20 protein-coding genes are annotated in these 25,745 nt (G+C 46.5%); 12 read left to right on the top strand and 8 right to left on the bottom strand.

Features of this window, described 5'->3' with window-relative positions; genetic code table 11:
* Positions 1-128: 128 nt before the first annotated feature.
* The 3 genes from ACLFWI_RS05640 to ACLFWI_RS05630 all read right to left on the bottom strand — a co-directional run bounded on the left by ACLFWI_RS05640 (position 129) and on the right by ACLFWI_RS05630 (position 4,120).
* On the bottom strand, positions 129-1,253 hold the full coding sequence (locus ACLFWI_RS05640) for a substrate-binding domain-containing protein (RefSeq protein WP_446412108.1): 1,125 nt from the start codon (positions 1,251-1,253) through the stop codon (positions 129-131).
* 98 nt (positions 1,254-1,351) lie between these two features.
* The gene (locus ACLFWI_RS05635; RefSeq protein ID WP_446412107.1) at positions 1,352-2,074 is read right to left on the bottom strand and encodes a hypothetical protein; all 723 of its coding nucleotides are present in this window, start codon (positions 2,072-2,074) and stop codon (positions 1,352-1,354) included.
* Between the two features lie 333 nt (positions 2,075-2,407).
* Positions 2,408-4,120, bottom strand: a complete 1,713-nt coding sequence (locus ACLFWI_RS05630; protein WP_446412112.1) for an extracellular solute-binding protein — start codon at positions 4,118-4,120, stop codon at positions 2,408-2,410.
* Between the two features lie 235 nt (positions 4,121-4,355).
* On the opposite strand from ACLFWI_RS05630, the gene ACLFWI_RS05625 reads away from it, so the two are divergent.
* The 6 genes from ACLFWI_RS05625 to ACLFWI_RS05600 all read left to right on the top strand — a co-directional run bounded on the left by ACLFWI_RS05625 (position 4,356) and on the right by ACLFWI_RS05600 (position 11,309).
* Positions 4,356-5,627, top strand: a complete 1,272-nt coding sequence (locus ACLFWI_RS05625; RefSeq protein ID WP_446412111.1) for an IS200/IS605 family accessory protein TnpB-related protein — start codon at positions 4,356-4,358, stop codon at positions 5,625-5,627.
* Between the two features lie 122 nt (positions 5,628-5,749).
* Complete coding sequence (locus ACLFWI_RS05620) at positions 5,750-7,375, top strand: NB-ARC domain-containing protein (RefSeq protein ID WP_446412106.1); 1,626 nt, start codon at positions 5,750-5,752, stop codon at positions 7,373-7,375.
* A 90-nt stretch (positions 7,376-7,465) separates the two neighbouring features.
* Positions 7,466-9,316 (top strand): protein kinase domain-containing protein, encoded by a 1,851-nt coding sequence (locus ACLFWI_RS05615; RefSeq protein ID WP_446412105.1) that lies wholly within the window; start codon positions 7,466-7,468, stop codon positions 9,314-9,316.
* Between the two features lie 103 nt (positions 9,317-9,419).
* Positions 9,420-9,605 carry a DUF6888 family protein gene (locus ACLFWI_RS05610; protein WP_446407336.1) on the top strand — a complete coding sequence of 62 codons (186 nt, stop codon included), beginning with the start codon at positions 9,420-9,422 and terminating at the stop codon, positions 9,603-9,605.
* Positions 9,589-10,077, top strand: a complete 489-nt coding sequence (locus ACLFWI_RS05605; RefSeq protein ID WP_446412104.1) for a DUF6887 family protein — start codon at positions 9,589-9,591, stop codon at positions 10,075-10,077. The genes ACLFWI_RS05610 and ACLFWI_RS05605 overlap by 17 nt, the downstream gene beginning before the upstream one ends.
* 53 nt (positions 10,078-10,130) lie before the next feature.
* Positions 10,131-11,309 carry a ribonuclease III domain-containing protein gene (locus ACLFWI_RS05600; protein ID WP_446412103.1) on the top strand — a complete coding sequence of 393 codons (1,179 nt, stop codon included), beginning with the start codon at positions 10,131-10,133 and terminating at the stop codon, positions 11,307-11,309.
* Between the two features lie 251 nt (positions 11,310-11,560).
* On the opposite strand, the gene ACLFWI_RS05595 is transcribed toward ACLFWI_RS05600, so the two are convergent.
* A complete protein-coding gene (locus tag ACLFWI_RS05595) occupies positions 11,561-12,103 on the bottom strand; it encodes a hypothetical protein (RefSeq protein ID WP_446407331.1) in 543 nt (180 codons plus the stop codon).
* 420 nt (positions 12,104-12,523) lie between these two features.
* Here ACLFWI_RS05595 and ACLFWI_RS05590 point away from each other — a divergent pair, with 420 nt between their 5' ends.
* The gene (locus tag ACLFWI_RS05590) at positions 12,524-12,748 is read left to right on the top strand and encodes a hypothetical protein (RefSeq protein ID WP_446407330.1); all 225 of its coding nucleotides are present in this window, start codon (positions 12,524-12,526) and stop codon (positions 12,746-12,748) included.
* 498 nt (positions 12,749-13,246) lie between these two features.
* Positions 13,247-13,846: a hypothetical protein gene (locus tag ACLFWI_RS05585; RefSeq protein WP_446407329.1), complete on the top strand. Its 600-nt coding sequence runs from the start codon at positions 13,247-13,249 to the stop codon at positions 13,844-13,846.
* An 80-nt stretch (positions 13,847-13,926) separates the two neighbouring features.
* Here the strand turns inward: ACLFWI_RS05585 and ACLFWI_RS05580 are convergent, their stop codons facing one another.
* The 4 genes from ACLFWI_RS05580 to ACLFWI_RS05565 all read right to left on the bottom strand — a co-directional run bounded on the left by ACLFWI_RS05580 (position 13,927) and on the right by ACLFWI_RS05565 (position 17,967).
* Positions 13,927-15,120, bottom strand: coding sequence for a beta-ketoacyl-ACP synthase (locus ACLFWI_RS05580; RefSeq protein ID WP_446412110.1), 1,194 nt, complete (start codon positions 15,118-15,120; stop codon positions 13,927-13,929).
* A 156-nt stretch (positions 15,121-15,276) separates the two neighbouring features.
* The gene (locus ACLFWI_RS05575; protein ID WP_446407328.1) at positions 15,277-16,059 is read right to left on the bottom strand and encodes a peptidylprolyl isomerase; all 783 of its coding nucleotides are present in this window, start codon (positions 16,057-16,059) and stop codon (positions 15,277-15,279) included.
* A gap of 212 nt (positions 16,060-16,271) precedes the next feature.
* A complete protein-coding gene (locus ACLFWI_RS05570) occupies positions 16,272-16,838 on the bottom strand; it encodes a photosystem I assembly protein Ycf4 (protein ID WP_446407327.1) in 567 nt (188 codons plus the stop codon).
* Positions 16,839-16,899: 61 nt separating this feature from the next.
* Entirely contained in the window at positions 16,900-17,967 is a 1,068-nt protein-coding gene (locus tag ACLFWI_RS05565) for a zinc ribbon domain-containing protein (RefSeq protein ID WP_446407326.1), read from the bottom strand.
* Between the two features lie 792 nt (positions 17,968-18,759).
* Between ACLFWI_RS05565 and psbD the strand changes: the two genes are divergently transcribed.
* The 4 genes from psbD to ACLFWI_RS05545 all read left to right on the top strand — a co-directional run bounded on the left by psbD (position 18,760) and on the right by ACLFWI_RS05545 (position 25,519).
* Positions 18,760-19,818 carry a photosystem II D2 protein (photosystem q(a) protein) gene (psbD, locus tag ACLFWI_RS05560; RefSeq protein ID WP_446412102.1) on the top strand — a complete coding sequence of 353 codons (1,059 nt, stop codon included), beginning with the start codon at positions 18,760-18,762 and terminating at the stop codon, positions 19,816-19,818.
* Between the two features lie 7 nt (positions 19,819-19,825).
* Entirely contained in the window at positions 19,826-21,187 is a 1,362-nt protein-coding gene (gene psbC, locus ACLFWI_RS05555; protein WP_446412109.1) for a photosystem II reaction center protein CP43, read from the top strand.
* Positions 21,188-21,449: 262 nt separating this feature from the next.
* On the top strand, positions 21,450-22,886 hold the full coding sequence (locus ACLFWI_RS05550; protein ID WP_446412101.1) for a polysaccharide biosynthesis/export family protein: 1,437 nt from the start codon (positions 21,450-21,452) through the stop codon (positions 22,884-22,886).
* Positions 22,887-23,161: 275 nt separating this feature from the next.
* Positions 23,162-25,519 (top strand): GumC family protein, encoded by a 2,358-nt coding sequence (locus ACLFWI_RS05545; protein ID WP_446412100.1) that lies wholly within the window; start codon positions 23,162-23,164, stop codon positions 25,517-25,519.
* Positions 25,520-25,745 lie beyond the last annotated feature (226 nt).

Below are 25,745 nucleotides of genomic sequence, written 5' to 3'. Positions count from 1 at the left end.
GCTCGCTACCCAGGAGCATCTTGCTCGCTACTAATACCCAATTTAAATGCATGACTGAAAAGCAAGCCGATACAATTTTGTATTCCATAAACGTGAAAAGCGCTGTAAACCTATGCCAATCCACTTCGTTAATTTGCCCTCTCCCACAACCGTTGAATTTCAGTTAACACTTGCTTATCCGGGGGTGGAATCACGTTTCCCGGGGGATTGATCTGAACACCTGGAATAGTCTGAGACCAAGGACTATTGGCAACGGTTTGTAAATCAACTGTATTATTAACCGGACGGAAACCGTACTGCACAAATACTTCCTGTTGTGGCGGTTGAGTCAGAAACTCTAAAAATTGTTGGGCAGCTTTTGCCTGACCTTCACTCACATTGCGTCGTACAATGGCTGCGGTAGATACCGTTTCAATCGTCGGATCAAGGTAATAAATTTGGTAGGATTTGCCTTGATTCGCCGCTGATTGCTGCCAACGATAGAGGGCAATACTTTCATACACGGTAGCCACATCTGCATCATTGGGACCCCGACTGATAAATTCTTGTAGTAATATGTCAGTTGAACGGGGCGGTTGATAGACGGAACGCTTAATTACACTAAATAAAGCATTAATTTCAGGATTGTTTAATCCGGCGCTGCTGAGTGGACGTCCGCCTAATTTAGACTGCGCCCATAGTCCTAAGGTTACCTGACCACTATTAGAACGGGTGGGATCTGTCATCAAAAAATCAAAACTGCCCCAATTGTTATTCCCGCCAATTTCTCCCCAGTTTCCCGCTTCCATGGCTTGTTCAACCTGTTGCCATTGGAAACGCCCGTTGGGAAACAGAATATTGCCGCGTTGAGTCCAAGCCACACCGACAAGGATAGTTTTGGCAATAGGTTGAGGCGTATTGTAGAAAGGTTCACCATTCTGTTGCGCCTGAATGCGATCGCGTAATTCCTGTACAATCTCGCTACTGGCGGGAATGAGTACGGTAGGCTGGAAGTCGTTCTGGTTATCAATATAGTTATTTACCATATCCTGGGAACCTTGAAACTTGAGTTCTAAGTCAATTCCCGGATTTTCTTGTTCAAACTTTGCTGCTAGACTTTGCAGGGGTTCAGCCAGTTCAGTTCCACTAACCACAACAACAGTCTGGTTGAATCCAGGTAAAGGGGCATAAGTTAAACCTAAAGATACTAGGATAATGCCAATGGAGGTTAACAGCCGGGTTGGGTTTTGAGATTGACGAGTTTGGGTTGCCATTGTTCTGGGAAGAAAGAATTGCTAGTACCGCTACGCGGAAGTAAAAAGTCAAAAGTCAAACGTTTGTTTTCAGACCACGTCTATCATCAATCATTGGATTATTTTGTTACCAATAGATCAAAACTCTCTTCTAAACTATGAAGTTCTTCACTCAAGGAACGGAGTTCCCTGGCTTGTTCAGAGTCATTTAAATCGGCAGTTCTTAGCTTATTTTGGAGTTGCTGCAACACCCCGGCTGCATCGGCAATCATAGTCGAAAGACTAGTAACTTGGGCTTGACGCGCATCTTGTCCCTGACGCGCTAACTGGAGATTACGCTGCAAGCTTGCTGTAAGTTGGTTAAGTTGGTCTTTAGCAACACCACTGGCTTGGGTTTGTTTGTGATTGACCTGTTCGAGTTGTTGTTGTAAATCATTGACGGATAATAGGGAATCAGCCCCCTGGAAGCGTTGAGACAACTGGTCAACTTTAGCAGGCAATTCAGAGGCGCGATCGCACGCATACTGAACGGCGGCGAGTAACTCGACTTCTAAGCCATCGCTTAAGAGTTGAGTGGCTTGCGATCGCAATATCTCCGCTTTCCCTGCTAACGTCTGGGCTTGCTGTTCGACCAATTGCAGTTCCCGCGCCAGTTCCGGGTTCTCTAGATTCATTGTTTCCGGTTCTTTAGATTTGAGTGCGATCGCGCCGCCTGTGGCAATAACGGCGGCAAAGGGTAACATGACCACACTGGATAAGTTAGCCAGACGAACGCCGACAACGAGAACAATTCCGCCAGCGAGTACAGCTAAAGGGTAGTTAAGTGGATTTGCCAGTTTCATCGGTTTTGTGTTTTGTATTTTGTGTAGGGGCGGGTTTCACTATTATCGTTTCTTGCCTAACCCAGATGCGACTAAACCCGCCCTGAGTGAGTGCAATAGTTTTTAATTTTGATCCTTCGCTTCTGTCAAGGGAACCTGTTTGTAGGGGCGGGTTTAGGGACTAATGTTGATTGTTTTCCCTAGCTTGGCTACAAAACCCGCCCTTTACTTACGTTTGTCGGGACAGGTTTTACCAATAACATTCAGGAGAAAACCCCTAAGTTAACTCGGCGCATCTGTATTAAAGCCGAGAACGACTTGAAGAATGACCCATGAAATAATACCAATGACCAATTAGAATTCGACCTGTAAATCATCCATAACCGTCGCAATCGTTTCTGGATCTCCTTTACGGTAATAGCCTGCATTCAGGTCAGCAATTTTCTTCAGCGCCTGCGGATCAAAATCACCTTCCCTGCCATAACCAATGGTAAAAAAGGCAATTCGCTGGTCACTATTAAACCCACTTTTTTGTAATTCTTGTTCCAGTTGATTCAGATTAATCTGAGAACCAGAATCTGCCCCATCGGTGAGAATCAGCACAGCATTAATCGCATCTGGACGCGGATTTTCTTGCAACCAGTTACGGGCATAAAGCGCCGCATCATAAAGTTTAGTCCCTCCAGAAGCTTGGAGACCACTAATAAACTCCAAACCGCGATTACGTCCAGCATCAGTTCCCTCGACCAACACCGGTTGGTTGATTTGATCATTAAAATCAATCAGGGCAATCTTATCCTTGGGTCCGAGACTGTTAATGTAGTTCTGTAATGTATTCTGTACAGCAGGTAATTTGTTTCCTCGCATCGAACCCGACGTATCCACTACCACAACCACCTGGGAGGGTTTCTTTGCCACCTCTTGCCAGGAGGTTAACATTGCTTCAACAACTTCAGGTTGCGGGGGGCGATAGGAATCATATTTCGCTTGGGGATCAACGCCAAACTCTGGGATAAACTTCGGTCCTAAAGCCACGCCTGGGGTTCCTGGACGCAAACCCAGTTCAGTAGCAATTTGTTGGGCTTCAGGCGATTGTAAAAAAGTAACCACCTTCTCAGCCGCAGCTTTTTCTTCCTCACTCACCCAAGGCGCATTGGGGATAATCGCCCGCATATTTGAGGTAAAGGTGGCGTTGGGATAAACGGCTTGGTAACGGGGTTGATTAGGTTGAGGGTTCGCATTCGCCGCAATCACCGAAGACTCATAGACTGAACCCACAGACGCCCAAAAGGGTCCATTTTGTACCATGGCTTGCGCTAGTGAATCGGTGGAAACACCATACCGAGTAATTTTGCTTTGAATTTGCTGAACTTGTGACTCATACGTCTTGACATCTTCCACCTTTAAATCTTCCGGGCGCTTCCCGGAAACCGCCGCATATTGGGCGACTAAGGTTTGTAAGCCAGAATTAGAACGGGTGGGTGCGGTATGGACATAATGAACAGCTAAGGGGGGACTGGCGGGGTCAATATCTTGATGGGTTTCAGCCGTGACTAGGGCTTTGAAGGGATCAGCTATGTTCTTCATTCCTGTGGCTACATCCTCTTGTGCCATAAATACCATTGGACTATTTGCCAACAGGGGGGAGTCAGTAATCTCTGGAATGTAGTTTTGTCCGGGAAATAGCTGATTCATCCGGTAGATTAGCTGACTTTGATAAATCTCGCCATCAACGGAAATTAAGGTGGGCAATTCCGCAGACTCGGCTTGCAGAGTGCCATTTTTGAGTTGTGAGCCTTGAGAAACTAGGCGGGTGACGATATCGCCACTCCCCATCGATTCACAGGTGAGGCGGATGGCGGTGCCATTATCAAGTTGGGGCTGTTGTTGATTGAATTTTTCCGCCGCTTGGTTGCAGAAGTCTCCCAAGGCGCTACCTGCGAGGAATTTAATCGTCAAACCACCGAAGTTGTCTGGATTCGTGTTACTCCCGTTACAAGCGCTCAGGAGTAGAAGGCTGAGGACAGCCGGAAGGCGAGTGATGAGTGGGCGAGGTTGCCGATGCATGTAAGCCATTACATCAATAACTGGATATCATAACTCTAGTGTAGGAGCGATCGCGCCTGTTTGAGGATTAAGATAGAGAGTTCGTAGTCAGGGCTTTAGCCCTAGATCGTTAAGAGGAAGTGCTACGCCATTACCTTTGAATAAGGGGTCATGTAACTAACTCTATGACTAAGTTGACAACCAAATTATACTAGAGTAACCTAACATGGTATTTATCCTAGCTGAGGTCGAAGCTATGGTCAAGAAAAAAGCTAAAAAGCAATCTAAGCGGAAAAAAACCGAGAAAGAGTCAAAGATCAGAACTGATGTTTGGCAATTAGTAATGACCTCCAAACAACGGCAATTAGCAATCTTGACCGTAGCTGAATACCGATATTTTCTGAAGCCATTAGTACTTATTAGCTACTGGAATTGGGGTAAGCTTTCTCAGTTAAACAGTAACGAAAGAGTCAATACCCAAGAATTGCTGATTCATAAGACAGCAGATAATCCTAATCCCAAATACTATTGGTACTTCCATAAAGCCGTAGGCAATCATCCCTCATTCCGGAAGTTTCCCAGCTATCTAAGACGCGCTGCAATTCAAGATGCATTGGGTATTGTTAGCAGCTTCGTTACTCGCTGGGATGCGTGGAAGAGAGGGGAACGAAAGCATCGGTATGATCAGCCACCTAGATTGACCGCGATGTGCAACAGCTATCCGGCTTTGTACAAAGGTCAACAAGTTAAATATCATTCCAACTTCGATGCAGTAGATTTGAAAGTTTGGAGTGGCACTGATTGGGGTTGGATGACAAATATCCCAGTCAAAAAGCATGGAAAGAGTGTTGGTTCTTCTGGTACTGTAAAAGCTAGGAAATTCATTAATCCGGCTAGAGACATAGACCGTCGTGACCAGCGTAAGCAGCGCATTGCACGAGCGTCCAAACTAACTCGGAAGATTACCAATCAGGACTTGCCTAAAGGCTTCTGCCAAGGTTTATATCGAAAGTCCAAAAACATTAACAAACACATTGCTCAATCTGTTTCGAGACAGATTGTTGAGTTTGCTCAAAAACATCATGTCAGTGTGATTGTGTTTGAGGATTTGTCGAACTGGAAAGCCAAAGGTGGAAAACACGGTTCTTTGTCAAAGCAAAGATTTCATCAATGGTGTAAGGACAAATTAGTTGAGCTGACTATCCAGAAATTCTCCGAGTTAGGCGGGAAAGTAAGCAAAGTCAACCCTAAGTACACCAGTGCTTACGCCTTTGATGGTAGTGGCTTAATCAAGCGGAGTAACCAGAAATACTCCCAAGCTGTGTTTCAGAACGGTAAGCGGTACAACGCCGACTTATCCGCTTCCTACAACATCGGTGCCAGGTATTGGTACGCGATACTAACAAATAGTAAATTTACTAGGGTTTGGGAAGGCAGAAGCATGCCCTCGAACAAAGTGAAGGGTTCCTCCCAAACGCTGCGAACGCCAGTTACGCTTAGTACCTTATGGGGTCTAAGCAAAGCCTAGCATAAGAATCCCCAGCTAGAATTTTTAATTTAGCTGGGGTGCGTTCAATGTGTGCTTTTATCCATAACGTTAGAAATTGCTCTAAAATCGATCTTGACAAATGGCAAAACTAAGGTGAGACAGTGCCGACTCTTAAAGCCTCTCAATGGGGACTCGCTAAAATCAAGCAAGCCAGAAATGAAAAGGGGTGGAGTTGGAGTCTTGATGATGACGACACCTGCTTGCTTGAGGCTAGTCAAATACTGGAACCGGATAAACCGTGGTATACTGGTGGACCTTATGCCACTGGACTCTCCCAAGGGACATGGAAGCGGTTTTTAGCCGGAAGACAACCCATTAGCGCTCATGCCTTTAAAGCATATTGTCACGTTCTAGGACTCAACTGGGAAGAAATTGTCGATCAAGGCAAGACGACACCCTCCAATAGTCGTAGTCGCCAAGATTGGGGAGAAACCATTGACATCTCCATCTTTTACGGTCGCACGTCGGAACTGAAACAGCTAGACCAATGGATTGTCAAAGAACGCTGTCGTATCGTAGCACTGCTGGGAATGGGGGGAATCGGTAAAACCGCCCTGGCAGCGAAGGTAGCTGAACAGGTACAATCTTCCTTTGAATATGTGATCTGGCGATCCCTACGTCATGCTTCACCCCTGGGTGATCTCCTCACTGAGATAATTGACTTTTTATCGGAGGGTAAGGAACCAGAGTCACCCGATACCACTAACGGTCAAATTTCGCAACTGATGGACTACTGCCAACGCCATCGCTGTTTGTTGCTCCTCGATGATGTGGAAACTATCATGAGTAGTGGCAGGTTAGCCGGACATTATCGAGAATGGTATCAAGACTATGGGGAACTGATTCGGCGCATGGCTGAAGAACGCCATCAAAGTTGCTTACTGCTGATTAGTCGGGAAAAACCGATAGAAATTGCCTCATTAGCGGGTACAAAACTCCCTGTTCGAGAACTCAAACTCAAAGGCTTAAGTGCGGAGGATGCTAAACGCATTTTAGAAGCAAAAGGATTTTCCTCCTTAAAGTCAAGTGCTGATGCCTTGATTCAGCTTTATCGCGGCAATCCGTTAGCCCTAAAAATTATGGCGACAACTATCCAAGAAATATTTGACGGAAATATTTCGGAATTTTTAGAGCAAAGTACATTAATTATTGGTGATATTCTACCGAATGTTTTTAATCAACAATTTCAACGTTTATCTCCTTTAGAACAGGAAATCATTTATTGGTTGGCACTGGAAAATCAGCCGCTTTCAATTTCGGAATTAAAAGAGGCAATGAAGTTTTCGGTGACATCCTTATCGAAACTCCTTGCCGCCTTGGAATCCCTCAAACGCCGATCGCTGTTGGAAAAAGAACCCAATGCTGAAGCCAATGAAGCGATTTTTACCATTCAGCCGGCTCTGTTGAAGTATGCCACCAATCAATTTATTGACCAGGTATGTCAGCAAATTTTAACGGTTTGTCAAACAAAATCTGTAAGTCAACTGGGGCTACTCAGGAGTCATGCCTTAGTCAAAGAACAGGTATCCGATGATCTGAAGACGCTACAAATTCGCCTAATTCTTACTCGCGTCAGGGATCGATTGTATGTGTTAAAAGACACAGAGCGCCTAGATGATCAACTTAAAGCGATTCTTTCTATACTAGAAGGAACATCTGACCAAATGGTGGGATATGCACGACTTAACACGATCAACTTGCTGGATGCGATTGAAGGCAGATTGTAAGCAGACCCTAGAGGTTTGGCATAAGTGGCGAAGCAAAAAGAGATAAGTGATACTGCGACGTAGCCAAGATTACTGTTTCTAACCCCCCTCATGATATACCCCAACCTGTTGCTTCAAAACCGTTATCGAGTCCTGCGAACACTCGGTAAAGGTGGGTTTAGTCAAACCTTTGAAGTCGATGATCAGGGAATTGCCAAAGTCCTGAAAGTTTTGAATCTGGATCGGTTTTACAGCTATGATGCTAAAGAAAAAGCTGTATCCTTATTCCAGCGTGAAGCTATGGTCTTGAGTCGGCTTCAACATCCTGGTATTCCCAGAGTTAAGTCAGATGGCTATTTTGTCTGGTCGCAGGGGACAGAAGTCTCCTTGCACTGCTTAATCATGGAGAAAATTGAGGGGATCACGTTGAAGCAGTGGCGATCGCGTCAGAAGCAATCGGTTCTCAATCAAGATATAGCGATCGCGTGGTTGAAACAATTGGTCGATATTTTAGAACAACTGCACCAACAAGAGCTCATCCATCGAGATATCAAGCCCTCCAATATTATCCTGCGACCGAATGGACAACTGGCATTAATTGACTTTGGGGCTGTGCGGGAGATCACCGAAACCTACTTACAACGGCAAAAACAAGATGAAACCGGCACCGTGATTATCTCTAGTGGTTATACACCACCGGAACAAATGGAGGGTAAAGCCGTGGCGCAATCGGATTTCTTTGCCCTAGGTCGCACCTTTGTCTATTTATTCACAGGCAAATCCCCCAACGATTTTGAGTCTCATCCCCGGACGGGAAAATTGCAATGGCGAGAGAGTGCGCCACAAGTTAGCAAAGAATTAGCCGATTTAGTCGATTATCTGATGGCGACGTTTCCCGGTCAGCGCCCGCAAACCCCAGCCATGATTCGTCGTTGTATTGAAGAAATTATTGATCCCAAGCCTGACTTACCGCCACCATCACCGATTCCGATCAAGACGCGATCGCCAAATCAGTCCAAAGCCAGGGGACTGATGTCTCTGATTACTCAGTTATTGCCCATTTCCACCTCACCCAATCCCTGGGAAAAGGTGAAGCTGCGCCGGACGCTTGCGGGACATACGGATGAGATTCGTGCCATTGCGATTAGTCCCGATGGGAAGACGTTAGCTAGTGGCAGTTATGATAAAACAATTAAACTATGGGCATTACGCCTCGGCAAACCCCTGCATACCCTAACTGGACACAGCCATCGCATCACTTGTATTGCGATTAGTCCAGATGGTCGGATTTTAGCCAGTGGCAGTTATGATAAAACCATCAAGCTGTGGTCAATCAGCACCGGAAAACTGCAGAATACCCTGGTCAGTCGTGCGGATCGGGTGCGAGATATTGGATTTAGTCCTAACGGTCAGATCTTAATCAGTAGTGGGGATTGTGAAATTAAAATTTGGGCAGTACGGACGGGCAAACTGCTGCGTATTTTAGCCGGAAACTCAGATTCAGCCCGACATATTGCCTTTAATCCCGATGGTCATAGTTGTGCCGTGGGCAGTTTGAATGGCACTCTAGAATTGTGGAATCCTCACAATGGTAAACCGCTAATGACGTTTACCAATCACTCCACAAGCATTACCTGTCTAGAATTTAGCCCAGATGGTCTGATACTTGCCAGTGGTAGCAGTGGGGCGATCACCCTCTGGAATCCCCAAACAGGTAAATTATTACGGACGTTTGCCCCCGAGTCACCTGGCGTGGCGGCTTTGGCATTTAGTCCCGATAGTCAAGTTCTCGCCAGTGGAAGTGGTGCGCTAATTGAATTGTGGGATGTTCAAAATGGTCAACGATTAACTAAGCTGTCAGGACATGCCCAACCCGTTCGTTCTCTCGCCTTTAGTCCCCATGGGGATATTCTCGTCAGCGCGGGGAGCGATCGCAAAATTAAGCTTTGGCAGTCAGTTTAACGTTCTGTCCGTGCGATCGTTGTGCAGCTATAGGGTAAGGATTAAAGTCTCAAGGGCTGGAAAAATGTAAACTAGATAGACCGAAGTGGATGGAGGATGAAAAATTTTTCCAACGGCAGCCCAGGCATCGAAGTGTTACTTAGTTTGTTATGCTTTAACCAAGATGTACCAGCCTATTTTCCTTGTTCGCATCGATGAACGCACAGGCAATCTGTTTATTCTGGCTGGGGAAGATATAGAAATCTTAATTGACCCTGATGGTGAGTTAATTTATGACGATGCAACCTAATTTTCAGACAATGGGCAAAAAGGAATTAAGATCTTATTTGCTGACTCATCGAGATGACGATAGCGCTTTCTATGCGTATGCGGATAGAGTCTATGACTCTGTGGCTACAGTAGAAGCAGCCGTTTTTGAGTGGTTAAAGCGTCAGAATCCTCACCAGGAGATTACCAAGGCTCCGGACAAGTGTTTAAGGTTTCTAATCACAGATAAGGACGAAAAAGTCAAGAGGATAAACGTGCATATAATGAATTCTTCGATAGCTAATTATAAAACCATATTGGAGATAAAAATAAAAGATATTGCTAGTGATAGCAAGAAAGATAAAGTTGATTGTTTTGTAGTTTTTGTTAGTGAAAATTGTAAAACTGCAATGAATTTAGAAAGAGATCTAACCGAATTACAGCCCAACAGTATTACTAAATCTTCACGAGTTGTTGGGTATGTTGACTCGGATGGAAAATTTAAGGAAATTTAAAACCTAGATTGCACCTAGAATTGCTACTATCAGTTCAATTTATAGTTTGGATTATGGATATAAATATAGAGGCTGTTAACAAGGCAATCAACATTGCTGATTTTAACCATACGGAGTTGCTTGAAATTGCCCTGACGCATCCTTCATATATCTATGAAGACCGCAAATTAAATTCGCAGCAAAAAGTCAAACAGGAGCGTGATTACAGAAGGCTGGCAATTCTGGGCGATGAAATTCTCAATGCTGTTGTAGTTGATTATTTACATAAAAATTACCCTACTCTAAATCAAGGTGAAATTACTGAATTAAAAAGTAAGCTGGTGCGCCGGGAAAAAGCTAGTAAATTTGCACACAAGTTAAACTTAAGGAATATCTGTAGACTTGGAGGAAGTGAAAAAGATAAAGAGATAAGCAAACAAGTTGATCTATTTGGTGAGATGTTCGAGGCATTAGTAGGCGCGATATATCTGAATTTTGATCGCAACTTCTCTCCTGCCCGTGATTGGTTAGTTAATCACTTTATCAAACAGTCTGTGGATGAGCTGACAGAACGGGGAACAACCGAAAAAGAATCATCCGAAGATAGTTCACAGACAGCTAGTACCGTAAACGCTGACGAAGCCACTTTATTGCAAAAGAAAGCAGAAGCTGATGCGCTGGTAGCTAACAATGAGAAATTACAGGAACTTCTTACCTGGGTACATAAAAAATCTCTTCAAGTTGAACCTCATTACCAACCCGTAAAAGTCCGAGCATTTTACCTTACTCTCATTTGGTTGCTTGGTATTACATTTGCCCGTAAACTTGACCCTAATTGTTCTCCGGGTAAAGCTCGTCAATTTTTCTCTTGCTTTAATCGTGCCTGTGACGTTGTTCTTGATATTGCCTTTTTCGATAACCCTAAGACTGATCCAGCAAATGTTATTGTTTCTGTCTTTGCTCTTGAGCTTGAGCCTGAATTGAAGCAAGCATTACAACAAATTCAAGCTGAACTGCCTGATCTTGATAAAGAGAAAGAACCTTTTGAATATTGGTGGCAAAATAATGGTCAAGACTGGATTGATAAAATAAAGAATATTTTGGGTCACGATTTACAGTTAGACGACGAGCAAAGGAATTTACTAAAGCAATATTATAATGCTAATAGATGTCTGGTGGAGGAGATGAATAGCAATTCTAATGTAACTCGTCCGGTCAGAGAGGAAATTGAGAATAAGCTGTTCGGCATTTAAATCTTAATGTCAAAAACTGCAAAGCCCTTGTAATGCGTTTAGCGAAGCCATGCCGCAGGCTTTGCATCTTGCTCGCTACCCATTCCCAATTTAAATGCGTGACAGCTTACCTTGTTTTTACCAAAAAATTAGTAAAATAAGACACATGCGGATCATCCTCTGACACGATTAGAGGTATGGGAAAAGCTGCCCAACATAATCCAGGGCTTTAGCCCTTACTACTAACCTGTATGTCACACCATAAAACCACTTTAAGCAAGTTTGTATTTAATGGTTTGTTGGTCTAGATATTGACGTACCCCTTCACTCATCTGTAGCAGGTTAGGTTCAACTTTTTTGCTGAGAAAATCCTCAACCACTGATGCAACCTTGTTTTTTAACAACGGTGGGACTCCCTGAATCCGCTTAGGATAAATTCTTATTTCGCCGCGACTTTCAATCAACGTCTGACCATGATCATTCAAAAAGCGATTCTTGCCAGCGCAGTGAACAGCTTCGGTAAAGGCATGAGTCTTGATACTCCATACCAGAGTATAATCTGACTCATTCCAGGTATTATATTCTGTCCACTTCAGCATATCTTTGCTCAACAGTGTTCTAACCGGAGCTGGAATCTCGCCACCACCGTGCCACTCGTTGACGGCGTGAATACATGCATTGTCTTGATGACGGGACTTCACCTCGATGCTCCGAACATTCGTCATATAGGGGATTAACTCCATTAACCTATCACGGTAGGTCGCAAAAACAATGGAACGAGAAAAGGGAATCTGGATATCAGTAGAGAGAATCATATATAGCTTTGTGGGTTAATTCTTCATAAATTGTAAGAGTAAGTGGCTAGAACCAACCTCTCCTATAGGACTTATTTCCATGCGTCAGTTCAAAAACATCTCTGGGATAATCGCGCAACTCACTTAGGGATGAAATTCGATGTGACTTAGCCAAGTGTTGCCATTCGAGGTTGGCTACCCCTAATCTATTATTAAGCCTTCATGAGGTCTTCATGAAGGTTTGATGAAGCTTGTGTGAAACCCTGGATAACTCTTGACACTCCCATCTAAAAATTTGTAGTCGTTAAGAGAGGAGGTTTGATTGTTCCTCGCATCACAACCCAGTCGCCAGTCAAAATGAGAGTGGAGAGACAGGCATAAGTCTTATCAGTCCCAGGAACACAAACCATCCCTCAATCGAATCTACCCTGGTGAGTTATTATGCTTTTGGTTTTATTGATCACCTTAACAATCACCTTCGCAGCAGTTTGTGTGGTTGTTAACACGACAGAAGAAATCGTCCAACTTGCCGCCGCGTTTACCGCCGTGATTTGCCTATTGGTTAGCCTGGTGCTTGCCCCTGTGTGGCTTAAGGTGTTAATTGTACTCGCACCAATGGTGATCAAAAAACTCGCGATCGCGGGTATCAGCTTCACACATTTATAAGTCTGATGCCTTAGGCATAAGCCTGTTGGCAGAGAGGCTGCTATCTTTCAAAAGGATACTCCGTAAGGAATACCTGCTGCCATTACTCTTAGGTAGAGCTTGCTGCAAAAACTGGAAACCCTTAAAAAGAAAGGGTTTAAGGACAATTAAAGGTTGATAAAGTGCCATAAATAAGTCTCGATATTATATAGTTTCAATAAAAAATTAAACTCTGTATAATTTAAGCTATATTGAAGCGCCAAAAACATTTAATACTTTGCTTTGAGAATAGGATTATAAGATAGTCCTGTAACCTTAACGATCACGGATGGATTAACAACAAAATAAAATCACCATAAGGCTCAAACATAATGTTAAGATTGAGCCACCAGGCTTTCCTGCTTTAGTCTCACGATTAAAACTCGTTTCCTTAAAATGGCTTTGGTGATTTTTGGCTAGTGACTTGGGAATAATAAACTCAAGCGGGCTGCTAATCCATTTAGTTTAATAGTTTGACAGATGCAATTTAAGAAATTAGCGCTGATCTTCATGACAGTTACCCTACTCGTAAGCTGTGTGCTGAGTATACTATCCGTGCGTTCGGAAAGTACGGATGCCAATCGTTCGGACAAAATCGCCAATAAAACCTCACCCCCCGTCATTCCCCCCCCTCTGGAAACAGCGCTTGAGGAATTGCGTGTGATCCAAATCAAAATTGAAGGTGATATTCATCCCAAAGAATATGGCGAAGATATACGTGATCTGACACCCATCGTCGAAAATGCCTACGGGGATGCTGAGACTCTAGCCACTGTTAAATCAGCGTTAGCCGGACACCAATTAGCGGTTAAATTCTGGGAGTGCGATCGCGTTTTTGGCTATGACGAACTTTTCCAATGCCGAGATCAAGTTCTTCAAGCCGTCTTCCAAAAATATCCCGATATCGCCGCCCAAGCCCAGGCAATCGTGGCTAGGGAAAATATCACTTACATTAGTGCGGAACTGGATGAAAATTCTGTGTTAGAGGCAATTTGGGAAAAGACAGGTACGGATACGAAAACGGCACTGCAAATGAGTAACCCAACGTCCTTGACTGCAGATAGTCACACTCAAAACTAATAAGCTGTCATGCATTTGAATTTAAGTAGTCGGACACAATTAACGTTGAGTATCAGGACAAGGGAACAGTAAAGAATGTCCTAATCTGCCTTGGTACTGCTATACTTCCCCAAAGCCAGGATGGCATTTTGACCCCCAAAACCAAAACTCCAACATAATACCTGGCGAACCTTGTGCCGACGGGCTGGGGTCACCCAATTTAAATCAAACGCGGGTTTGCCCAATCCTACACAAGGCGGTAATATCTGATGCTTGAGTGCCATCAAACAAAACGCGACTCCGATCGCGCCCGATGCACCTAAGGTATGACCGGTGGCTCCTTTGGTTGAACTCACCGCCACTCTATTGGGAAACAAATCATCCAATAACTGGGCTTCATTCTCGTCGTTTAAGCGAGTTCCTGTACCATGAGCGTGAATATAGTCAATCTCAGTTGGGGAAAGATGACTTCGAGCTAAACATTGCTGGATTGCGGTTATCGCACTCTTGCTGCTTGACTTGGGCGTTGCCATATGGTATGCATCACAACTTAATCCCATGCCTAAGATTTGTGCATAAATTGGCACACCGCGACTCAAAGCTAATTCCGCTGACTCCAACACCAAAACTGCTCCCCCTTCACCCAACACTAAACCCTCTCGTCGTTGGTCAAAGGGATAAGCCCCTGTTTTTGCCAAAGCCCCCATTTTGTCAAATCCAGCCAAGGTTAACCGAGTAATCGGGGCTTCCACCGCACCCGCAACAACCCGTTGACATTGACCGGTTTGGATTAGTTCAAATCCCCGTGCGATCGCCCAAATTCCCGTGGCACAAGCTGCCATAGGTGCCAACACAGGTGCGATCGAGCCAATTTGACGAGCCGTTGCGATCGCGGCTTGGTGTGGCAATGTTTCTAACCAAGTCTTTTGCTTCAGCCGGGAGTAATGGTGACTAGAGAATAGCTCCCCTACGCCACCACTTCCCTGCTCAAGAGCGGCTGTGATCAACTCTTCCCAAGACGCCTGACAGCCACGACTAGAGCCAACCACCACACCACAATTAGGCATTGGTGTCTGAAGATTGGCATCAGCCAGAGCATCGGCGACGACGACCTGAGTCAACCTCGTTAATGAACTTGGTACGGAATCGATTAGCGCCAAAGGTCGAACAGGTAATTCTGGAAAGGGTTGATAAGAGCGAATCCCTGACTCACCATTAAGCAGTCGTTGCCAACTCTGTTCTAAACCCCCTAATGCTGAGATTAGACCAATTCCTGTAACAACAACCGAATGCAAACCCAAATTTTGACCCTTCACTTGCTGCGATTAGTGAACCGAGGTTTTAGAAAGGCGGGTTTAGTTAAGTTATTGGTTGTCTCCAAAACGTTATCTGTAAAACCCGCCCCTACACATCTGCACCTCAGCTCCTTCAGCTCCCCTTGCCAAGATGCACTAGGGAGATGCTTGTGCCTCAGACTCAGGTCGTTTCAGATTTTCCAGTCCCTGAGTGACTTCGGCTGACTCGATGCGATCGCCCACTTGGATAGTATCTACCACATCCATGCCATTTTTAACATAGCCGAACACCGCATAATTTCCATCTAGAAAAGACAGATCCGATAGCGCGATATAAAACTGGGATGAGGCTGAATCTGGCATTGATGAGCGTGCCATCGCCACAGCACCACGAGTATGCGGCAACTCCGGAGGAGCAGAAATTTCAGCTTGCTCCAACGTTTTGCTATAGATGGGAGCCTCGGCATCCTTTGGCTTTATTTCTAAAGGAATGTAACGAGGCTGCCCTGTTTTCGGGTCAGTAAAACTCCCGGTTCCCAGACGCTCTACCGGAACATTGGGGTCTTTCCCTTGGGGATCACCTCCCTGAACCACAAAGGGTTGGGGTTCACGCACGACTCGGTGAAACACTATGCCGTCATAAAAACCCCGCTCGACGAGATCGACAAAATTCCCGGCTGTAATTGGGGCATTTGTGCCATCGACCTCAATGGTAATCGGGGAATCTTTAACCGTTAAAACAACGGTCGCTTTTCCCTCTAATTTGGGTAAGTTGTTAATTTGAGGATTAGTGACCTGAGCTACCGCCGTCCCTGTTGTTGCTGCTGTTGCCGAATCCGTCGTGTTGTTGGATGCCACTTTTGACGGACTACAGGCTCCGAGACTTACGGAAACTATCATTACCAAAACGAGGAACCAGCGCCGGACGATTACTTGCATATTTATTAACCTACCCTTCTTGTAGCTTACGCTACTTAATTATTTTGACGCATCATCTGCTTTCGTGACAGCCGATAGTCACCTTTGGGGGTTGGGTCTTTAGAGCCTAGGCGAAGCCTTCTCGTACTCGCCTAGGAGAACCCGAAGGGTAGAATTATTCTGCCTTCTGACTTTTCTCTACCACAAAGCAGGTAGTTAACCGGGATCTCCGATTACATGCCTTCTAGGGGGACAGCCAGGAAACGAGCCAGTTCTGCACCTTGGTTTTCCAGTTCCGATAGGGGCAAAGGCTGTCCCACGCGAGTGAGTGGAACCTCCCGGCGATCTTTGACGCGCAGGTAGAGAGTGCGGCTGGGATTAAGCCCTTCTTTGATCTCAACTTTAATCGATTGCACATCTTGAAGGCGACAGCTAAACTCGACCTGGCGGTTTTTGCCTGGAAAGCCCCAACGGAAAACTTTAACCATTCCGCTTTCCTTGTTGAACTCATTGTATCCACCGCCAACATCCCAGAGGATCACTAGCCAGAGGTAGAGGGCAAAGAGCAAGCCAGCAATCCCGTAAAAGCTCATAGCGATGCCTTGAGGGATAAATTGTAAACCTCTGGTATCGCCCACAGGCAAGAGATCGCGTTGAAAATAACTGGAAAGTCCGGCTAAAAGAAATCCTGTACCGCCGATTGAGGCGACTACTGCCCACCAATAGTTGCTTAACCGCCGAGAGCCTAAAACAGATTGACGCAGTATTTTGTTCTCTTGTTGGGTTGGGGTGGCTGTCATACTATCCTGTTCCTTCACTCTCTACAATACGCTCCGCCTATTACTATGGTTATCCAAAACTTTAACTTTTTGAACTTAAGTAGGAACGGAGACCATAAACTCCCGCCACGCCTAAAAGCTCCAGGTTGTGTGCCGCGTTGTGGTCAGCATGGGCAAGGTAGCCACAATGAACACACCTAAACCTGTCACCTTTTCGGTTTCGTCTATCCCATCTGTTGCAGCTCGAGCAGAACTGCGAGGTTTTGAAGGGGTCTTTCACCACTAGCTGAATCCCCTCCTCCTCACACTTCCTTTCCAACAACTGCACCAAAGTTCTATACAGCCAATGGGACAGCCGCCTGTTAAACAGGCGAGAGAACGTCCCTCGTTTTCCCTGTTTAACCTTCTTCAAGTCCTCTATACTGAGAACTTTTATCGAAGACCAATCAACTTGCTTCAGGGCATGACCCAACCGAGATTTTATTTCGGCGTGGGTATGCTTTTGACGCTTTTTAAACCCCTGAATCCGTTGATAAATACTTTGTCCAACTACCTGGGAGTCACTGAAGACGACGCCGTTTTTGTAGTTGGAATCCATCCCAACTACCTGACCTGATGTTTTCAAGGGAGGTCTAATTTTCTCAAAGATAAAATCAATCCACAATCGCCCTTTCTTCAATCCCATGCGGATAGTTTTAGAGAGTTGCCATCCCTGAGCTAACCGTTGATTGATTACTGAGGTGGACTTGAGCGGGATAACTAACTTGGGCGCCCCCGAGCCTATCAGTTTGACGCACCAATCAAAGCCCTTTTTTTCAAAAGGAGAGAGGGTGACGAAGTGGTAAAATAAGATAACTGTGTGCCGTTTAAGCCGAGGTTTCCGTTTTCTATCTTTTTTGTGAACAGAAGAAACACACTCACTTGCTTGTTTGGCAAGTGCTTGCCCCAAACGGGTTGTGATCCCAAACTTTTTCTTGGCTCGGTGAACGGTTGGCAGGTCAGCCAGTTTCCCGGAAAAATCTTGGCGTTGCCAAAACAAGTCAACAAAATACTGCATGACATCGTGGCATTGACCCAAAAATTCGCGCACAATTAGAAACTTACCCACATTCAAATCATTCAGGTAAACCCTAGCTGTGCGCTTGATCAAATTTTTGTTTCTTTTCGATGCCATTAAGTAGGTGTGATGTATGGGTAATGGTCTTTGTACACCTGAGGGAGAGATTGTTCAAGGGTTCACCCCCCCAAGAGCCGCTTCGGTTATTTTATGTCATCTTAGCTTGACCCAATAGAAAATAATAGCAAATAAAGTCACGTACATTGGAGAATTATTTACAATGCCATTTTTGGTTCCGTCCTGGATAGGGTCACAGACTTGGGCTGAAAGCCAACAGGTAGCCGCTCATAAGTCTTAAGCCAACCGATGACCCCTCGTGCTGCTCAAGGGCAATTCTGAGTCAGATGTATCAATTTGTAAATTTTTCAGTGTCTACTATTATGGTATTCAAGCACTGAATCCCCTACTCTCCCTAGCGAAAATCGAGGATTCGTGTAAAAATATGATAGTTTAAGAAAAATTAAGTCCACGCCAGTTAAATTATAAGCTGGTAGCGCTAGGGTGCTTGACACACCCTGTATTCAGGCAAAGTTAGTCAAATCGGCTGACTTTCTCACAGTTAAGGTACGCCGGGACTCGGCGAAACCCAAGCCGTGAAGGTTTGAAACGCCCAACCCTGAATTAACAGGGGTTAGGAGATAACACGATGCCCTTATGGCTTTCCGTCGTGTGCCTGGGAACCCGTTGATCGGGATATATGGAACGAAATTTCCATAGAATCTCCCTTCTAGAAGAAGGGAGAGTGTCAAAAATTCCCAGTCTATCGCTGTGGAACTGTCAAGGGAAAAATCCTTGTAAACCCTTAATGTAAGAGGATTTGAAACGATGACCATAGCTGTCGGACGCGCTCCCAGCCAAAGAGGATGGTTTGACGCACTCGATGACTGGCTCAAGCGCGATCGCTTTGTATTCATCGGTTGGTCAGGTCTACTCCTGTTCCCCTGCGCCTACTTGGCGGTTGGAGCTTGGTTGACCGGTACAACTTTTGTGACATCTTGGTATACCCACGGTTTAGCATCTTCCTACTTGGAAGGCTGTAACTTCCTGACTGTGGCGGTTTCCACCCCCGCTGACACCTTCGGTCATTCCCTACTACTACTGTGGGGACCTGAAGCCCAAGGCGACTTCACCCGTTGGTGTCAAATCGGTGGACTCTGGACATTTACCGCTCTGCACGGTGCCTTTGGCTTAATTGGCTTCATGCTGCGGCAATTTGAAATTTCCCGCGTAGTGGGCATTCGACCCTACAACGCCATTGCCTTTAGTGGACCGATCGCGGTATTTGTCAGCGTATTCTTGATCTATCCCTTGGGGCAATCCTCTTGGTTCTTTGCTCCGAGCTTCGGCGTCGCCGGAATCTTCCGCTTCTTGCTGTTCTTCCAAGGGTTCCACAACTGGACACTTAACCCCTTCCACATGATGGGAGTGGCAGGTATCTTAGGTGGAGCGCTGCTGTGTGCCATTCACGGTGCAACGGTAGAAAACACCTTGTTTGAAGACGGTGAAGGGTCAAACACCTTCCGGGCGTTTAACCCCACCCAAGCCGAAGAAACCTACTCCATGGTGACGGCAAACCGTTTCTGGTCTCAGATTTTCGGGATTGCTTTTTCCAACAAGCGCTGGCTGCACTTCTTCATGCTGTTTGTCCCCGTGACAGGCTTGTGGATGAGTTCAGTGGGTGTGATTGGCTTAGCGGTAAACCTGCGGGCGTATGACTTCGTGTCCCAGGAAATCCGGGCAGCAGAAGACCCCGAATTCGAGACATTCTACACCAAGAACATTCTGCTCAACGAAGGAGTCCGGGCTTGGCTGGCGCCTCAAGACCAACCACACCAGAAGTTTGTATTCCCTGAGGAGGTACTACCCCGTGGTAACGCTCTCTAGTAGTTCCATGGTGGCGGGAAACCGCGACCAACAATCATCAGGTTTTGCCTGGTGGGCGGGTAATGCCCGTTTGATCAACCTCTCCGGTAAATTACTGGGGGCTCATGTCGCCCATGCTGGACTAATTGTCTTCTGGGCTGGGGCAATGACTTTATTTGAAGTTGCCCACTTTATTCCCGAAAAGCCCATGTATGAACAGGGCGCAATCCTTTTACCTCACCTAGCTACCCTAGGTTGGGGTGTAGGTCCCGGTGGTGAAGTGATTGACACATTCCCCTACTTTGTCGTCGGGGTACTGCACATCATTTCGTCTGCGGTTCTGGGTTTGGGCGGTATCTATCACGCCGTTCGTGGTCCAGAAACCTTAGAAGAGTATTCCGCCTTCTTTGGTTATGACTGGAAAGATAAGAACAAGATGACCACAATCATCGGGTTCCACCTGATTGTTTTAGGTCTGGGTGCTTTCCTGCTCGTGATTAAAGCCATGTTTGTGGGTGGTGTTTATGATTCTTGGGCGCCCGGTGGCGGTGACGTGCGGATCATCACCAACCCAACGCTGAACCCGGCGGTGATCTTCGGTTATCTAACCCGCTCTCCCTTTGGTGGAGAAGGTTGGATCATCGGCGTCAACAACATGGAAGATATTATCGGCGGACATATATGGATCGGTCTGATCTGTATTTCTGGCGGTATCTTCCACATTCTCACCAAGCCCTTCGGTTGGGCACGTCGCGCCTTTATCTGGTCTGGAGAAGCCTATCTCTCCTACAGCTTAGGTGCGTTGTCCCTGATGGGCTTTATCGCCGCGGCGTTTGTTTGGTTCAATAACACCGCTTATCCCAGCGAATTTTATGGTCCGACCAACGCTGAAGCATCTCAGGCTCAGTCCTTCGTTTTCTTAGCGCGTGACCAACGGTTAGGGGCAAACATTGCTTCAGCTCAAGGTCCTACTGGTCTAGGTAAATACCTGATGCGCTCTCCGACTGGAGAAATCATCTTCGGTGGTGAAACCATGCGCTTCTGGGACTTCCAAGGTCCTTGGTTAGAGCCGCTACGTGGTCCTAACGGACTGGATGTAGACAAGCTGAGAAATGATATTCAGCCTTGGCAACTGCGCCGTGCTGCTGAATACATGACCCATGCGCCTAACGGTTCGATCAACTCCGTTGGTGGCATCATCACGGAAATGAACGGATTTAACTACGTTAATCCTCGTGCATGGTTAGCTGCGGCTCACTTTATCTTAGGATTCTTCTTCTTAGTCGGTCACCTCTGGCATGCGGGTCGCGCTCGTGCTGCTGTTGCTGGATTTGAAAAAGGTATTGACCGGGAGAGTGAACCCGTACTGGCTATGGGTGAACTTGACTAGATTGGTTCATTTGATCGGCTGAAATTTAATTGGTCCGAAGGCTCTTGTATAAACGCAAGAGCCTTTTTTTTAGCCGAGAGTATCCGTTAATTGACGACGCACCAGATTGATTGGTTGCTTCCGTCCCTACAGCAAAGAGCCTATCCATCCCAACACCAAGCTACGTACCGCTATGGTGTGGGGCTTCCGGCTTGCGAAAGCTAAACTGAGAGTTAAAAGACCCATCGACAATTTTCGCACCATGGGGATCAGGAGGATCAACTTGAGCAAGTATTTAACGCCATCTGTGGCAGGTTTAACCCTATTCGCCTTTTTTGCTGTAACCGCACCGCTTCCGGGAATGGCGCAAGTCCCCACATTTTCGCCCCCGGCACCCACGACAGTTACCAATCCACCACCCGATTTACCCTATACCCTAGGACCGGGCGATCGCGTGGGCGTGACGCTCTTTGATGTTCCCGAATACAGTGGGGAATACCAGGTTTTAGTCGATGGTACCCTCAATTTACCCGTTGCTGGCAGTATCCCTGTAGAAGGGTTAACCATTAATGCGGCTAGTGAACGGATTTCTGGGCGATATGCTCCCTTTGTCAGACGCCCCTTAGTCACCCTAACCCTGATTGATCCTCGTCCCCTAAAAATTGCCGTCGCCGGGGAAGTCAGTCGTCCGGGTTCCTACAGCGTCACCTTGAACGAAGGGCAACAATTTCCCTCCGTGACTCAAGTGGTTCAGCTGGCTGGCGGAATTAGTCGCTCGGCTGATGTGCGAAACGTGCAAATCCGCCGCCGGATGAACTCAGCTACCCGACAAACCTATACAATTAATCTCTGGGAGTTATTACAAAATAGCGATCTCGCTCAAGACGTGACCTTGAGGGATGGTGATGAAATATTGATCCCCACCACCACCGGAATTGACCCCCTAGAAAGCCGTCAACTGGCAACCGCGAGTTTTTCGCCAGAGGCGGTTAAGCCAATTAAAGTTGCCGTAGTCGGGGAAGTGGTGCGTCCAGGTCCTTATACCGTTACCGCTGCCACATCGGGAGCGGCTACAGCTGACCAGGCTGGTGGCGGCGGTGGTAACAATACAGAACCGCCAACAGTGACCCAGGCAATTCAAGTGGCGGGAGGTATTACTCAATCTGCTGATATTCGCAACGTGGAAGTGCGACGCACCACCAGAGATGGTACTGAGCAAGTGATTGTTGTCAATCTCTGGGAACTCCTGCAAGAGGGAGATCTCTCTGAAGATGTGATTTTGCAACAGGGAGATACGATTAGAGTCCCGGAAGCCGAAACCCTGACCGCTTTAGAAGCCACGGAATTGGCATCTGCTAGCTTCTCGGCAGCTATTATCAATGTCAATGTGGTGGGAGAAGTCGAGAAACCAGGTACAGTATCCATCCCCGCTAACGCCCCCTTAAATCAAGCCTTGCTGGCGTCTGGCGGATTCGATAACCGTCGCGCCCGTAAGAGTTCTGTGGAGTTAATTCGTCTCCAACCGAATGGTACCGTTAAAAAACGGGAAATCGAGGTGGATTTTACCGCCGATGTTAATGATGAAAGTAATCCGCCATTGCGCCCCAATGATGTGATTATCGTCAGACGTTCCGGTTTGACCCGAGTCACGGATACCTTGGGGACAATTGTCAGTCCGATTGGCAGCGTGTTCTCCGTGTTTAGATTTTTTGGATTCTAAAGCGTCGGCTGGCGTAATCGCCGTTAGTAGAGACGTTGCCGGCAACCTCTCTACTGTTTTTGAGGAATTTCAGTCGATAATTTGATGACTGTCAATATTGTAGGAGAGATAGGGAATCAAGGGTTGATTGTTGATGGCTGATTCCCTACTCCGATCAAATTTGTAAATTTCAGCGGTATTCGTGACGATTTTGAGCCAACCTGATACACAATTAAACAAGGTAAAATGATTTTTTAACCAACGCGCTCAATCCACGCAGAAGGAGTAGGGGGAAGATGGAGATCGGTCAGATTCAAGAACCATTATCGCCCAATGGCAATGGGAAACACCCAAAGTATGCACCACCGCTGGTCTACCGGACACCACCTCCGGCACCCGAACCTGATGAATGGACATTGCGACAGTTAGTTAACGTGATTAGGCGTCGGGCTTTAGTGATTGCTGGAGTCGCGATCGCAGTAACTTCGGGGATCAGTTTTTGGACGTTGAATCAAACCCCTAAGTATGAAAGCAAGTTTCAACTGTTGGTCGAACCCGTCACCGAGGAAGGAGACTTAGACAAACTCACGGAAGTGGTGGGTGGCGGTGAGGGACGGAATTCGGCACTGGATTATGATACCCAGATTCAGGTGTTACGCTCTCCTCAGCTAATGGAGGCTATTGTCCAAGAGATCCACAAGCATTATCCTGAGGTCGGTTACGAATCCTTAATGAGCCAGCTAATTGTCAGCCGACTGGGGGACACCAAGATCCTGGAAGGGCGTTATCGGGATACTGAGCCGGAAAGAGTGCGGCGGGTTTTACACGAAGTCGCTCGAGGTTATCTACGTTACTCCCTGCAAGAGCGACAACTGAACCTGAAACAGGGAATTCAGTTTGTTGATGACCAGTTACCTATGCTGCGCGATCGCGTGAATAAGCTGCAAGGACAACTGCAAGCCTTTCGCCAACAGCATAACCTCCTCGACCCGGAAATCCAAGCCCAACAGTTATCCCAACGAGTGAGTGGGATTGAACAGCAGCAGTTGCAAACTCAGGTTGAGTATCAAGAAACGCGCTCCCTTTATAACACCCTCTTACAGCAGTTGGGATTATCACCCCAGCAAGCTGTTGCTACTGTCACCCTCAGTGAAGCCCCTCGCTACCAACAGTTACTCAACCAACTCGCGGAAATTGAATCCCAGATCGCCCTAGAATCGGCGCGGTTTACGCCACAAAGTCCCACGATGCAAGCCTTGCGCCAGAAACGGGATAATCTATTACCCTTACTCAACCAAGAATCCCAAAACGTATTGGGCGCAAGCCTGACCGAGGCTGGGGTGTCCAGTGCTTCCCCCAATTCGATTCGCACAAACTTAACCCAGCAACTGGTGCAAGCGACTAATCAACTGCAAGTCTTGCAAGTAAAACAAAGTGCGATCGCGCGATCGGCTCAACTGCTCAACCTCCAGGTTAAACAAATTCCCATCATCGCCCGCCGCTACACAGACTTACAGCGAGAACTCCAAGTCGCCACCGATAGCTTAAATCGCTTTCTGGCAGTACGGGAAAATCTGGAAATTGAAGCCGCCCAGAAAGCCTTACCCTGGCAGATTATCGTAAAGCCAGAAGTCCCCCAAGTCCCCGTGTGGCCCAATACCCAACGCAATATCACATTAGGTGCGATCGCTGGGTTATTGTTAGGCATGGGCGTTGCTTTGCTGATCGAACGGTTGGATAATGTCTTCCATTCTCCCGATGAACTCAAAGACTTGACCAAACTTCCCCTACTAGGCATTATCCCCTACCAAAAACAACTCAAACAACAGATGATGTCTACGGCAAACTTAACCCAGGTGGCATCATCTTCCCCTTCCGCCAATGGTGAAAAATCCCGCCGCCCATCCCGTAGCTACAATGCATCTCCCTTTTTAGAATCATTCCGTTCACTCCAAACTAATATTCGCTTTCTCGGTAGCGATACCCCCGTTCACTCCATCGTTATTAGTTCAGCCACCCCCTCAGAAGGAAAATCCACTGTTTCTGTCCACCTCGCCCAAGCCGCCGCCGCCATGGGTCAACGAGTGTTGCTGGTGGATGCGGACTTACGCCGCCCTCAGGTTCATCACTATTTGAACCTAGACAACCAGGTAGGCTTAAGTAACGTCATTGCCACTGGACTGACCGCGAAACAAGCAATTCAGCGCCTACCCATGTGGGATCGGTTGTATGTCCTCACCGCAGGTCAAGTCCCCCCTGATCCCAGTCGGCTTTTGTGTTCCAAGAAGATGCAACATTTAATGGAGCAATTTCATGCGGTTTTTGACCTAGTTATTTACGATACACCACCTGTGTTAGGACTAGCAGATGGTCGTCTCTTGGCGGCTCACGCTGATGGTGTGATGATGGTGGTGGGCTTGGGTAAGAGCGATCGCTCGGCTTTAATGCAAGCCCTAGATACTATGAGAATTTCTAACGCTACCGTGTTAGGAGTGGTTGCCAATGGTGTTAAAGGATATACCACCCGATCTTACTACTACTATCACAATCACTATGGAACCGAATCCGATATTCTCAAAGCCAAACAGCTATTGATGAAACGGATGGAGGAAAATATCCAGCCGGATGACGAAAACCAGAAGGATAACCAATGAAAAAGGTTTAACGTTCATTTCGTTCATCAGGAATGGCGTCTGTGTCTGACTTTTCACGCCATCTAGAAAAATCTATATCAGACCTAACCCAACCCCCCTCGTTCACCTATGCATTACTCACATCTTTCTTAACATTAGCTCCAGCGATCGCTCTCGCCTTCTCCCACCCCTATTCCTACATAGCTAATTCTCAATAAAACTTGATTTTTATCAAGAATGCTTTTTG

Origin of the sequence: Coleofasciculus sp. (assembly GCF_046539235.1) — a bacterium.
Classification (GTDB): domain Bacteria; phylum Cyanobacteriota; class Cyanobacteriia; order Cyanobacteriales; family Coleofasciculaceae; genus Coleofasciculus.
This window is presented reverse-complemented; position numbering and strand designations above follow the sequence as displayed.